Source organism: Pseudomonas sp. LBUM1655, from assembly GCF_059716085.1.
On sequence record NZ_CP166801.1, the window covers coordinates 2,725,905 to 2,739,056 of the forward strand.

Genomic DNA, 13,152 nt, shown 5'->3' on the forward strand with positions numbered 1-13,152 from the left:
CTTTGTCGACGATGTCCTTGAGCGACGAAAATTGCAGAAATTGGTTCTTATCCTAGTACAACGTTTGAGCGACGGTTTAATGAAGGCGTTATTAGCTCATAACCGGAGCCGTTGAGCACCAACGGTTTCTGCCCTGTTGCTTGGCCTGATACAGGCAGGTGTCCGCCGATTTCAGCAAGGTGGCAGGCGTGACCGTGTCATCGACCGGATGACGCGTGGTAATCCCGGCACTGGCCGTGACATAGCCCAAAGGGTGCCCGGCGTGTTCCATTCTGAGCGAGCGTATGGTTTGCAGAATATCTTCGGTCACCTGAATCGCTCCATCGCTATCGGTATTGGGTAACAGCACGGTGAACTCCTCGCCGCCGTAGCGCACGGCCAAGTCACCCGGACGCTTGACCGCTTGTTGGATCGCGCGTCCGACCGCGCTCAGGCAGTCATCTCCGGCGGCATGTCCGTATTGGTCGTTGTAGCGTTTGAAGTAGTCGACATCGAGCATGATCAGCGAGAGTGCCGAGCCTTGGCGCCGGGCCAGACGGACTTCATCGGCCAGCGCATTGTCCAGTCGGCGCCGGTTGCCAAGTCCGGTGAGGCTGTCGGTCAGCGCCATGTCGCGCAAGGTCTGGTGGGCGTGGCGGATTTCCCGCTCCATCGCCATGCGCTGGCGCAGCTGGCTCAGTACGATGAGGCCGAAGCAAGTCAGCACCAGGATCAGAAACACCAGCACGAAGCCGTTTTTCAGCAAGTCCTGGCGCCATGGTTCGATGATCGATTCCTGGGAAAGCCCGGCCTCCACCACCAGCGGATAAGTGCTGAGGGCGCGATAGCCGTACAGACGTTCGGTGTCGTCGATGACGGCGCGCACTTGCGCGATGCCCACATTGGAGTTGGGCAGGTAGGTCTTGAATATCTCGCTGTTGGCCAGGCTCTTGCCGATCACTGACGCAATGAACGGGCGGCGCACGAGGATTGTGCCGTCACGTTTGGCCAACACCAGCGCGCCTTTGTCGTCGATCCTGAAGTCGCCGTAGTAATCGACGAAATAGCTCACTTTGATCGTGCCCAGCAGCACACCGGCGAACGAGCCATCGGGAGTATTCAGGCGGCGCGAGATGGGAATGATCAGGTCGTGGGTGGAGCGGCTTTCGACCACCTCGCCAATGCGCACTTGCCGATCGTCATGGGTGCGGTGGTACTGGAAATAATCGCGGTCGGCGTTATTAGCAGTCTCGGGCGTGACCTCCTTGTCGGTCACGATCCACTGTCCGTCAGGCCCGTAGATAAACAAACCGTGCAACTGCGGCATGATTGTCGATTGCTGCACCAGCAGTTTGTGAATGCGCAGCACATCGAGGTTTTGCAGACCATCGCCTTCGATCCGCTCGCTGAGGGCCGCCGTCAGCACATCCATTTGCCGAATGGTGTCTTCGGCATGTTGAGCCGTCGCGCGGGTCAGGTTGGTAACTGAGTCGCGCGCGGAGGCGAAGGCGGCGCGATAGTCGCGCCATGTCCGCCAGCTCTCGACTGCCAGAAAGGCAACGACCACCACCAGCATGAAACTGACCGTGAGTCGAAAAGTCGATCCCGCCCTCACGGCTTTCAGGGCAGCGGGGGAGGTGAGCTTGTCAGCGTTCCGCTCTGGCGGGTGGCGTCCGAGCATGAACATCTCCTTGGTTTCGATTCAACGTAATGCATGGCAACAGTATGACAAGGATCGCCATAAAGGTCGGGTTGTTGTCGGAGCAAGATTCAGTATGAATTGATTGTCCCTTCTGAGTTGACGGAGAAACGCTTTTCAGCCGATTTATCCCGTTTCAGTGTCTCAGTAATCTGTGCCCATCTTGAACGCAAACGAACTTCCACAATTACAAAGGGACGCACAGATGAACACTCCAACCTACAACCGCCTCAACAAAGACGACGCCTTAGTTCTGCTGGTCGACCACCAGACTGGTCTGATTTCTCTGGTGCAGGACTTCTCGCCGAACGAGTTCAAGAACAATGTGCTGGCGCTGGCCGATCTGGCCAAGTTCTTCGAACTGCCGACCATCCTCACCACCAGTTTCGAACAAGGCCCGAACGGCCCGCTGGTACCGGAGCTGAAAGAGATGTTCCCCGATGCGCCGTACATCGCTCGCCCCGGCCAGATCAACGCATGGGACAACGAAGACTTCGTCAAGGCAATCAAGGCCACCGGCCGCAAGCAGATCATCATTGCCGGTGTAGTGACGGATGTGTGCGTAGCGTTCCCGACCCTGTCGGCGCTGGCGGAAGGTTTTGATGTGTTCGTGGTGACCGATGCCTCCGGCACCTTCAACACCACCGTGCAACAAGCCGCGTGGAACCGCATGACCCAGGCCGGCGCACAGATGATGAACTGGTTCTCGGTGGCCTGTGAGCTGCACCGCGACTGGCGCAATGACATCGAAGGGCTGGGTAACTTGCTGTCGCAGCGAATTCCGAACTACCGCAATTTGATGAATGGCTATGCGGCGCTGACCGCTCAGCAGAAGTAAGCCAACGCTGCAATGCCAGAAGCCTGCCCTTAAAAGCAGGCTTTGGTTTTTTCTGCAGTTTGAAAGTGCAATCCTGGCGGTGACCCCGAAGTGCAATATCGGGCGCAGCCATGCCTGCGAGTCGTTGCCTGAGGCAGCCTCAATCCAGTTTGGCGGACATCAAGTTGCCGACGCGCGAAACCAGTGTGTCAACGGCAAAGGGCTTGGTCAGCACTTGCATGCCCGGCCCGAGTTGGCCGCTGCCGATAACGGCGTTTTCGGCGTAGCCGGTAATGAACAAGGTCTTCAGTTTTGGGCGGATTTCCCGGCCCGCATCGGCCATCTGTCGCCCGTTCATACCGCCGGGCAATCCGACATCAGTGATGAGCAAATCGATGTGTGCGCTGGAGCGTAATGCTTCCAGTCCCTCGACGCTGTCGGCCGCTTCCAGGAGGGTGTAGCCGAGTTCGCTGAGCACGTCTTTGAGCAACATCCGCACTGTCGGCTCGTCGTCGACAATCAGGATGGTTTCCCCCGCTTTTGCCAGAGGTGTTGTCGTGCTGTGAGTGGCATCGTGATTTTGCAGCGCCTCCCCGCGGTACCGAGGCAAGTAGATGCACATCGTGGTGCCTTGGCCTACTTTCGAATGCACCCGCACCTGACCGCCGGATTGCTTGGTGAACCCGTAGATCATCGACAGCCCCAGGCCGGTGCCTTGGCCGAGCGGCTTGGTGGTGAAAAACGGGTCGAAGGCTTTCGCGATGACGTCAGCGCTCATGCCAGTGCCGGTGTCAGTGACACATAGACAAAGGTATTCCCCCTCGGGCATGTCCAGAGCACGGGCGGTCTCGAACACCATTGTTCGATTGGCCGTCTCGACTGTGATTCTTCCGCCATCGGGCATGGCATCGCGGGCGTTGATGCACAAATTCAGCAGGGCGTTTTCCAGTTGGCTGGCGTCGACAAGGGCCGGCCAGAGATCGGGTGCGGCGACGGTATTCAAGCGTATGCTCGGGCCGACGGTGCGCTGGATCAGTTCGGTCACCCCGGCGATCAGGGTGTTCACATCCGTTGGCCGTGGATCGAGGGTCTGGCGTCGGGAGAAGGCCAGCAGGCGATGGGTCAGGGCCGCGGCGCGTTTAGTCGCGCCCTGGGCGGTGACCAAATACTTGTCGACCTCCTTCAGGCGGCCTTGAGCGATGCGTTTTTCTATCAGTTCCAGGGCGGCCGAGATGCCGGCGAGAAGATTGTTGAAGTCATGGGCCAGGCCGCCGGTCAGTTGGCCGACCGCTTCCATTTTTTGTGATTGGCGCAGTTTCTCTTCGGCTTGCATGAGATCGGCTGTGCGTGCCAATACACGCTGTTCCAGAGTTTCGTTGAGCGCGCGCAATTCGGCGTTGGCGCGGTCGCGCTCCGCCTCGACATTGCGCCGATCCTCAACATCAATGAGCACACCGGGAAAGCGCAGCGGGGTGCCGTTGTCGGCGCATTCGACGCGACCGTTGGCCTCGATCCAGTTGTATTTTCCATCGGCGCGGCGCACCCGGTATTGATGGGAGTAGGCGCCGCCACGGGCAATCGCTTCATTGATCGCACCGGTGAGCCCCTCTCTGTCATCGGGGTGTACGGTCATCACCACTTGTTCCAGGCTCAGGCCGTCGCGGCCCAATGCGGGATCAAGGTCAAAAACCCTGGCGAAGGACTCATCCACAGTGAAGCGATCGGTCGGCAGATCCCAGTGCCAGGTACCGATAATGGCGCCGGCCGCGAGGGCAAGCTGTACGCGCTCGACGTTTTCCCGCGCGACCGCTTCGCTGATCCGCAAGCGCTCTTCGGCGTCTCGGCGTGCGGTGACGTCGCTGAAGAAAATCGCGATCTGGCGATCGGCAGGGTCACCGACCCGCACTGCACGCACATCGAACCAGCGTTCAAACGTATTGGCGTAATTCTCGAAGTTTGCCGGCTCGCCGGTCTTGGCCACGTGTCCGTAAGTCTCGAACCAGAACTTCTCAAGGTTAGGGGCGAACTCTGTGACCCATTTACCCCGCAGGTTGACGCCGCACTGACGTTCGAACGCCGGGTTGGCCTCGACGAAACAATAATCCACGGGGTGGTCGTCGGCGTCGAATTTGACTTTGACGATGGCGAATGCGGCCTCGATGGTTTCCAGAATGGTACTGAAGCGCGCCTCACTATTGGCGAGCGCCACTCGGCTGGCTGCAAGCTGCTGGGCCATATCCGGTGTTGCTACTGCGCTGCTCTCCAGAGCCAGGCGCAGGCGCATCACCTCTGCCTCAAGCTCCTCGCGAGTAAGATGCTTCAGAATTTCCACCACAGGGGCCTTCTTGATTTTTGTTTGAATTGATTCAACGCGGTTCAATCGAACACTGGGAATCCTCACATTGACACGCCGTCTGATGGTTAAGTTGCACCCGCACAGGAGGGGGAAGCCCGTTTTATAACGCCTCGCCGGCATCCAGTGTGGCGAGCAGCTTCTCGCCTCGCTGCCAAAGCGCCTGCTGCTTGGCCTCAGGCATGCGGTCGAGGTTTTTGTACATCATGCCCATACGTTGATTGCTGCGTAAAAGATCGCCATGGCGCATCAGAAAATGCCAGTACAACGCATTGAAAGGGCATGCGTTGTCAGCAGTGCTTTCGCTGACCTTGTAAGCACAGCCGCGACAGTAGTCAGACATTCGATTGATGTATTGGCCGCTGGCGCAGTAAGGCTTGGAACCGAGATAACCTCCGTCAGCGTGCATGACCATGCCCAAGGTATTGGGCAATTCCACCCAATCAAACGCATCCATATAGATGGCCAGATACCACTCGCAGATCTGGCTCGGCGCGATGCCGGCGAGCAACGCAAAATTCCCCGTGACCATCAGCCGCTGGATATGGTGAGCATAGGCGTGTTTCAGGCTTTGGCCGATTGCCTGACGCATGCAGTTCATTTTCGTTTCGCCAGTCCAGTAGAATTCCGGCAAGAGGCGCTTGTTACCAAATGAATTGCCTTGGGCATAGTCAGGCATCTTCAGCCAGTAAACACCACGTACGTATTCGCGCCAGCCGATCAGTTGACGAATGAATCCCTCGGCGGCATTCAGCGCAACGCTGCCTGACCAGTAAGCCGACTCCACGTCACTGCACATTTGACGCAAATCCAGCAGTCCGATATTGAGCGCAGCGCTGATGCGCGCATGGAACAGAAAGGGTTCATCGCTGGCCATGGCATCCTGATAATCGCCGAACCCGGCCAGGCCATAATCGAGGAAGTAACGCCACAGTGATTGAGCGTCGGCGTGGGTCACTGGATAGTTGAAATCGTCCAGAGAACCGTAGTGGTGGCTGAAACGTGCTTTGACCAGCGCAAGGACTTCGAGGGTGATGGCGTCGTTGGAAAAACCCGCCGGGTAGGGCGCTTTCACTCCCTTGGGCAGGGCTTTGCGGTTTTCGGCGTCAAAGTTCCAGGCGCCGCCGACCGGCGTACCGTCGCCATTGATCAACAGCCCGCTCTTGCGGCGCATCTCGCGGTAGAAAAACTCCATACGCAGCTGCTTTTTGCCGGCCGCCCACGCACTGAATTCCGTTCGACTGCACAGAAAACGCGTATCGGCATGCCAATGAATGGCTGGATCACAGTCCCTGAGAGACTGCTCCAGACGCCAGTCGCCACATTCAGTGACGTGCAGCTCTTCCGGTTGCAGAATTGCCTGCCAGCGACCTAGTTCACCTGGCACTGATCCGCTGTTGTGCGGATCATCAAGGGTGACGTACTCCACACGTACGCCTCTGGCTTGCAACGCCTTGGCGAAATGACGCATGGCGCTAAAGATCAGGGCAATCTTTTGTGGGTGATGAGGCACATGGCTGGCTTCTTCCATCACCTCGACCATGAGCACCGCATCCCGTTCGGGATCGAGCCCCTGTAATGAGGCCAGGTCAAACGAAAGCTGATCACCGAGGATCAGGCACAGGCGATTGACCTTGCTCATTCGGAACAGTCCAGCAGCGTCCGCTTCATCAAGTTGCTGTCAGCGAAAAAGGCAGCCGCAACTCTTCGACCGGGCCTGAATCCCGGCCGCACATTTCGTCGTGGACACATTGCTGCACCAACACGCAGGGAAACGCCGGAACGGTTTGCAGCAAGTCCCGCAGATGACTGATTGAGCGCAGTCGCATGGGTTTTGCCGCATCGTCGAGCAAGGTGAAATGGCCGTGATCCATGCGGATGCGCGCCAGATAAAAGCCACCTTCGAGCGACAGCAGTTCCAGTTCACGTATTTCGCTGTTGGCTGCGCGTTCGGTGAGGGTTTGCAGATTCATCAATCACTCCTTGCCTACCAGGGTAGGCGTTCTCCGTCGTAGGCAAAGAAATGGCCGCTGTCTGACGGCGTCAGCCGGTCGATCAGGGTCAATAATTCGTGGCTGGCAACGCTGGCCGGGCGGGCCGCCGATGCACCGCGAAAAGGTTGCGACAGCGCCGAAACGACTGTGCCTGGATGCAGGCTCAGCAAGCGACTGTGAGGGCGAGTGCGGGCCAGTTCGATGGCCGCGGTTTTGATCAGCATGTTCAGCGCGGCCTTGGAGGCGCGATAGGCGTACCAGCCACCCAAACGGTTATCGTCGATGCTGCCGACCTTGGCCGAAAGCATCGCCATCGCACCATGGGGATCGAGCAGTGGCAGGAAGTGGCGCAAGACCATCGCCGGCCCCAGCGTGTTTACTTGAAACACTGCCTGGAGCGCGTCGTGTTCCATCGCGCTGTAGCTTTTTTCCGGTTTGATCGAGTCGCGATGCAGCAGGCCGGCGGCGTGCACGATCAACTGATACGGCGCTTCTGTCGCCAGTTCCGCGGCAGCGTTGGCAATTGTCCCTGGCCGTTCCAGATCCAGCGGGGGATCCGTTTTACGCCCCAGTTCACGAACACCTGCACATCGAGAGTCCTGCTTCAGCCACTCACAGAACGCAGCGCCGAGTGCGCCACTGGCGCCGATTACCAGGGCGCGGTAGCCATCACCCAGTGAAGTCATCGTGAGCGAGTCGGTCATTGATTGTCTCCCGCACTCTGGCGACGGAAGAACAATGTCACCTGGCCGATCTCGACACCGAACTTGGACATGGTGGTGCGATTGATCAAGGTGTCTTCATCCATCAAGTACATCCAGTCGTCCATGCTCACTTCATAAACGGAGCCATCGACCGGCAGGCTCAGGATGTAGCGCCAACGCAGCGCGTTGCCGGCGACTTCACCCTTCGCCTCACCGATCACATCGCCGGCGCGGCCGCGCCATTTGCCCGCACCTTCCGGGGTCAGGGTCCAGACGCGACGCTCGCGAGTGCCGTCGCTATAGAGAAAACGCTCGTCCAGAATCAGGTTGTTTCCCTCGCGGCGACTCTCGATGTTCACCTCGAAGCGCTTGACGACTTCGCCGGAGCGTTTTTGAAACATCCCCCAGGCTTTGACGGGTTTGCTGAAAAACTTCTCCAGGTTGAAGGCCGGTTGCTGGTCGGCATAGTGGCCGACCTCGACGCTGCCACAGCTCGACAGGCTGAGCACCAGAGCCAGTAAAACCAAAAAACGGGTCATTGTTTTTACTCCCTGAATACACAGGTCAAGGTGGAGGACATTCCACAAAATTGCTTGTACAGCTATCTATGCTTGTACAGGTTTAATGGCGTATTTGACTCGACAAACCGCCAACGAAATCACTTTCATCGGCTGATCAGTTGGAGGAACTCCTGACGCGTGCTAGAGGACTCTCGAAAGGCACCGAGCATGACCGACGACGTCATGACCGAATTCTGCTTTGCCACACCGCGCATCATCATGCACATGTGCCGGGCCTCAATGACCACGGCTACACCCGCAGCATCGGTAATTTGCTGGATCGCATCGGCGATCTGTCTGGTCAGGTTTTCCTGGATCTGCAAGCGGCGCGCGAACATATCGACCACCCGGGCCACTTTCGACAGCCCCAGCACCCGGCCAGTCGGGATGTAGGCCACGTGGGCCTTGCCGATGAAGGGCAGCATGTGGTGTTCGCACAGTGAATAAAGCTCGATGTCGCGAACGATGACCATTTCATCGTTCTGTGACTCGAACAGCGCGCCGTTGATGATGCCTTCCAGGTTCATTGAGTAGCCGTCGCACAGGTACTGCATGGCTTTGGCTGCACGCTTGGGCGTGTCCCGCAGACCTTCGCGGTCGGGGTTTTCACCGACGCCGAGAAGAATTTCACGGTAATGGTTGGCTAATGATTCAGTCATTCGGATTTCTCGCGGCGTTGCGACAGGATAGGAGTGCGGCAACTGCTGTGGCTGTCGTGACAACGACGGCTGCCGTCCGGGTGAGGCAGCCAGGCCAAGTGAGGACGCAGGTGGCAGAACAAGCGATAAGCAATGGCAAACAAAGGCCGGGTCAAACGCCAGCTCAGGGGGGCGACCCAGACGCCAAGCCCTGCTGCTCGCCAGCTCCATAGCGTAGCGTCGAGGCCTTTTACCCAGCGTCCATCGTCGAATCGTGCATGCAGTGAGGATTGCATTTGCTTAAGCGTGAACCCCAGTGCGGCTGGATCGAAGTCCTCATGGCTAAGGTCAACGAAGCACAGGCGTGTTTCGACGGCGTGTTGGCGTAACAGCTTGATTTCTCGCGCACAGAGCGGGCATTCACCGTCAAAGTAAAGCGTCAGCGGCCACGGCTCTAAGTTGTACATTGCAGCATGCCTTGTATAGGTTTTTTATAAAGATAGGCCGAAAAAATCGAGCTGACAATGGAGCGCCACTCTTTTTGTGAAGATAGGAAGTCGTTACATCCAGGCGCCCCACAGAACCGGGAGCGGATTGGGCGGCGCAATGCAGCGCTCCCGCAAGAGCGGGAGCACTGTTTCGGGCTCTTTGCGTCAGGCGAGGTAGGCCGGGTAATCCACGTACCCTTCGGCATTGCCGCCATACACCGTGGCCGGGTTCAGCGCGTTCAGCGGCCAGTCATTGGCGATCCGCGCGGGCAGGTCCGGGTTGGCCATGAACGGGCGGCCGAAGGCGACAAAGTCTGCCAGGCCAGAATCGAGCAACTGCGCACCGGATTGCGCGTTGTAGCGTCCGGCGTAAATGATCGCGCCGCTGAAGGTGTCGCGCACCGCCTGGCGAAAGGTTCGCGGCATGGCGGGTGCATTGTCCCAGTCCGCTTCGGCGATCGACAGATAGGCAATGCCTACCTCTTCCAGCACTTTTATCGCTTCGATGTAAGTGGTGTGCGGATCTTCCTCGACCAGGCCCAGGTAAGTCCGCGCTTCATCGGTGGTGCTGAACAGCGGCGCGAAACGTACGCCGACTTTCTCCTTGCCGATGCACTCGGCAACACCGGCTACCACTTCGCGCAGAAAACGCAGGCGGTTGTGCAACGAGCCACCGTACTGATCGGTGCGCAGGTTGCTGTGGGCGGAGATGAACTGGTTGACCAGATAGCCGTTGGCGCAGTGCAGTTCGATGCCGTCGAACCCGGCGTCCATCGCGTTGCGTGCAGCCTGAATGTAGAGCTGAATCAGTTCCTGCACTTCATCGGTGGTCAACGCGCGAGGAGCGGACGGCGATACCAGCTCACCCGCGCCAGGTGCAGTTTCGATGAACACGCTGACTCGGTCGGTGGACACTGCGGACGCCGACACAGGTGCTGCACCGTCGGGCTGCAACGCGGTGTGGGACACCCGGCCCACATGCCACAACTGGGCGAAGATCACGCCGTCGACGGCATGCACGGCCTCGGTGACTTTGCGCCATCCGGCGATTTGCTCGGGCGTGTGAATGCCCGGGGTCCAGGCGTAACCCTGGCCACGCGGTTCGATCTGTGTGCCTTCGGTGACGAGCAAACCGGCGCCGGCACGCTGCTGGTAATACTCGGCCATCAGCTCGTTGGCGATGTTGCCCGGTTGCGTGCTGCGCTGGCGGGTGAGAGGTGGTAGGACGATGCGGTTTTTCAGGGTGTGAACGCCCAGTTTGGCGGGATTGAAGAAGCTGCTGTTGTTCATGGAGTTGACCTTGATAAATGTCTGCAATCCGGTCGTTTATTAGACCAGTCGACTAGTTGGTGAGCGAAAAAAAACACCGTGCAAGCCGCACACGGTGTCTGGAGTTGTAAAAGACTTAGCCGAGCATTTTCAGCAGCTTTTCGGCCACAGCGGCGGAGCTTGCCGGATTCTGTCCGGTGACCAGTTGCCCGTCAGCTACCACATACACCTGCCAGTCGGCGACTTTGGAGTAACGCCCGCCGAGACGCTGGAACTCGTCTTCGATGAGGAAAGGCACCACCTCCGTCAAACCGACCGCCGCTTCTTCGGCATTGGTGAAGCCCGTCACTTCGCGGTTTTGAATCAGCGGTTTGCCGTCGGCATTCAGGACGTGACGCAGCACACCCGGTGCATGGCAGACAAATCCGTGGGGCTTGTTGGCGCGGTCGAAAGCTTCGATCAACGCGATCGACTGCTTGTCTTCGGCCAGGTCCCACAGCGGGCCGTGGCCACCTGGGTAGAACACGGCATCGAAATCATCAGCGCTGACATCGGCCAGACGCCCGGTGTGGGCCAGTACCTGTTGCGTCGCCGGGTCATTGCGAAAGCGCTCGGTTTCTGCGGTTTGTGCATCCGGCTCGTCGCTTTTCGGATCGAGCGGTGGCTGGCCACCGGCCGGCGAAACCACGGTGATCTGTGCACCGGCATCCTTGAAGGCGTAGTAGGGCGCGGCAAATTCTTCGAGCCAGAAACCGGTTTTCTTGCCGGTGTTGCCGAGTTGATCGTGGGAAGTCAGAACCATCAGGATTTTCATAAAGCACCCTTGCATTGATCAGGTGTTATCGAAGCGCGACGGATTCGCACGTTGGGGACACCCGGTGATGTTTGTCGGGACACAGCATAGATTCCAATTAGACCAGTCGTCTAGTAATTTTTTGCCTGTGGGTTTTTAGACCTCGGGTGTGGCAAACTCGCATTTCTTCGAAATATACGACTGGTCTATTGTTTGGTATTTAGCGCCCCATGAAAGCGACCTACGACGATACTCGCCAACACTTGCTCGACACGGGTCACCGGATGATGGCCGAGAAGGGCTTCACCAGTGTTGGCCTGAACGAGATCCTGCAAACCGCAGGTGTGCCCAAAGGCTCGTTCTATCACTACTTCAAATCCAAGGAACTCTACGGACAGGCTTTGCTTGAGGATTACTTTGTCTGTTATCTCGCCGACATGGAGCAGCGCCTGACTCTGCCAGGGCTGAACGCCTATGAGCGGCTGATGGATTACTGGCAGGGCTGGCAGAACCGTTGCACTCTCGAAGGGCATGGCGACGAATGTCTGGTGGTCAAGCTCAGTGCCGAAGTGGCCGACTTGTCCGAGTCCATGCGCCTCACATTGCGAGATGGCGCCGAACGGGTGGTGGCCCGCATTACCCAGTGCATCGAGCAGGGCCAGGCTGAAAAAAGCCTGCCTGCGGGAGACGCCCGGCACTTGGCGGAAACCCTGTATCAACTGTGGTTGGGCGCCAGCCTGTTAAACAAACTGCAGCGCACGGGGCAGTCGCTGAACACCTCGATGGCGACGACCAAGCAGCTGCTGGGTGTTTGACGCGGTGTTCACGGTTAAATCACCGCCCATTCATCGCGATATTGCAGGAGGAAATCCACGAACGCCCGCACGCGTTGGGGAACGTAGCGACCGTGCGGGTACAGCAAGGTGTATGGCCGGGAACGACCCTTATAGGGCTGAAGAACCTCGACGAGACGGCCGTCTGCCAGTTCCTGTTCGACAATGAACTTGTAGGTCTGGAACAGTCCCGCGCCGTTTCTGGCCAGCGTCACACCGCCGAGCACATCGTCAGAACAGGAGTAGCCTCCGTCGGAGTACACCTCACGATCCGTGCCATCCTCCAGAAACAGCCACGAAATTTTCCGCCCGCTGCTGGGCAACTCAAACTGGATGCACTCGTGCTGATTCAGGTCTTCCAGGGTTTTCGGCATGCCGGCCTTGTGCAGATAGTCGGGCGAGGCGACCACCACCAGCTTCGCGTCTTCCAGCAAGCGCGCGATCATGGTCGAGTCCGGTTGCGCCCGAACCCGGATCGCCAGATCGTAGCCTTCCGCGACGAAGTCGATGTTGCGATTGCCCAAGTGAATATCCACGGAGACTTCGGGATAGAGCGCGCGAAACTTTGGCAACAGCGGCAGAATGCGGTGATGCCCGTAAGTGGTCGGCACACTGATGCGTAACTGCCCCGAAGGTGTCGTCTGCGCGCCCATGACTTCTTGCTGGGCTTCAACCAGTTGCGTCAGTGCCTGACTGCATTGCTCGAAAAACTTTCTTCCCGCTTCGGTCAATCGAATGCTGCGCGTCGTTCGGGTAAACAGGCGCGAACCCAGCCTCTGCTCCATGCGCAGAATCGACCGGCTCACCGCTGCCGGTGTTACTCCGGCCAGTTGTGCGGCAGCCGTGAAGCTACCGGCCTCGGCGGCGAGGCAAAAGAGCTCGATACTGCCCAACTGCAAGTCATCAAAGTGGCGCTTCATAATCGATTACACCGAGAATCAACGGACATTTCATTCGGGTGTGTACCACATGAAAAGGCACCGCCGGTATAGGCCGGCGGTGCTTTTTCATGTCGTAATCAAAAC

13 protein-coding genes are annotated in these 13,152 nt (G+C 58.3%); 2 read left to right on the top strand and 11 right to left on the bottom strand.

Annotated features, from left to right (window positions below; genetic code table 11):
* Window positions 1–91: 91 nt before the first annotated feature.
* Window positions 92–1,660 carry a sensor domain-containing diguanylate cyclase gene (locus tag ACA074_RS12200; RefSeq protein ID WP_497679101.1) on the bottom strand — a complete coding sequence of 523 codons (1,569 nt, stop codon included), beginning with the start codon at window positions 1,658–1,660 and terminating at the stop codon, window positions 92–94.
* Between the two features lie 223 nt (window positions 1,661–1,883).
* Here ACA074_RS12200 and ycaC point away from each other — a divergent pair, with 223 nt between their 5' ends.
* Window positions 1,884–2,516 carry an isochorismate family cysteine hydrolase YcaC gene (ycaC, locus tag ACA074_RS12205; protein ID WP_497679102.1) on the top strand — a complete coding sequence of 211 codons (633 nt, stop codon included), beginning with the start codon at window positions 1,884–1,886 and terminating at the stop codon, window positions 2,514–2,516.
* 139 nt (window positions 2,517–2,655) lie between these two features.
* Here ycaC and ACA074_RS12210 read toward each other — a convergent pair whose 3' ends face one another.
* The 9 genes from ACA074_RS12210 to ACA074_RS12250 form a co-directional block, all read right to left on the bottom strand.
* Entirely contained in the window at window positions 2,656–4,827 is a 2,172-nt protein-coding gene (locus ACA074_RS12210) for an ATP-binding protein (protein WP_489881228.1), read from the bottom strand.
* Window positions 4,828–4,951: 124 nt separating this feature from the next.
* Complete coding sequence (locus ACA074_RS12215) at window positions 4,952–6,490, bottom strand: cryptochrome/photolyase family protein (RefSeq protein WP_497679103.1); 1,539 nt, start codon at window positions 6,488–6,490, stop codon at window positions 4,952–4,954.
* Window positions 6,491–6,518: 28 nt separating this feature from the next.
* A complete protein-coding gene (locus tag ACA074_RS12220) occupies window positions 6,519–6,821 on the bottom strand; it encodes a DUF6482 family protein (protein ID WP_187678726.1) in 303 nt (100 codons plus the stop codon).
* A 14-nt stretch (window positions 6,822–6,835) separates the two neighbouring features.
* The gene (locus ACA074_RS12225; RefSeq protein WP_497679104.1) at window positions 6,836–7,546 is read right to left on the bottom strand and encodes an SDR family oxidoreductase; all 711 of its coding nucleotides are present in this window, start codon (window positions 7,544–7,546) and stop codon (window positions 6,836–6,838) included.
* Window positions 7,543–8,085, bottom strand: coding sequence for a DUF3833 domain-containing protein (locus ACA074_RS12230; protein ID WP_497617840.1), 543 nt, complete (start codon window positions 8,083–8,085; stop codon window positions 7,543–7,545). The genes ACA074_RS12225 and ACA074_RS12230 overlap by 4 nt, the downstream gene beginning before the upstream one ends.
* A gap of 125 nt (window positions 8,086–8,210) precedes the next feature.
* Window positions 8,211–8,765: a GTP cyclohydrolase I FolE gene (gene folE, locus ACA074_RS12235; protein ID WP_187678723.1), complete on the bottom strand. Its 555-nt coding sequence runs from the start codon at window positions 8,763–8,765 to the stop codon at window positions 8,211–8,213.
* Entirely contained in the window at window positions 8,762–9,211 is a 450-nt protein-coding gene (locus tag ACA074_RS12240) for a thiol-disulfide oxidoreductase DCC family protein (RefSeq protein ID WP_489881224.1), read from the bottom strand. The genes folE and ACA074_RS12240 overlap by 4 nt, the downstream gene beginning before the upstream one ends.
* A gap of 186 nt (window positions 9,212–9,397) precedes the next feature.
* A complete protein-coding gene (locus tag ACA074_RS12245) occupies window positions 9,398–10,522 on the bottom strand; it encodes an alkene reductase (RefSeq protein ID WP_497679105.1) in 1,125 nt (374 codons plus the stop codon).
* 115 nt (window positions 10,523–10,637) lie between these two features.
* On the bottom strand, window positions 10,638–11,315 hold the full coding sequence (locus ACA074_RS12250; protein ID WP_401265185.1) for a type 1 glutamine amidotransferase domain-containing protein: 678 nt from the start codon (window positions 11,313–11,315) through the stop codon (window positions 10,638–10,640).
* A gap of 209 nt (window positions 11,316–11,524) precedes the next feature.
* On the opposite strand from ACA074_RS12250, the gene curR reads away from it, so the two are divergent.
* Window positions 11,525–12,109: a TetR family transcriptional repressor CurR gene (gene curR / locus ACA074_RS12255; RefSeq protein ID WP_187678719.1), complete on the top strand. Its 585-nt coding sequence runs from the start codon at window positions 11,525–11,527 to the stop codon at window positions 12,107–12,109.
* A gap of 14 nt (window positions 12,110–12,123) precedes the next feature.
* Here the strand turns inward: curR and ACA074_RS12260 are convergent, their stop codons facing one another.
* Window positions 12,124–13,047 carry a LysR family transcriptional regulator gene (locus ACA074_RS12260; protein WP_497617844.1) on the bottom strand — a complete coding sequence of 308 codons (924 nt, stop codon included), beginning with the start codon at window positions 13,045–13,047 and terminating at the stop codon, window positions 12,124–12,126.
* Window positions 13,048–13,152: the final 105 nt, after the last annotated feature.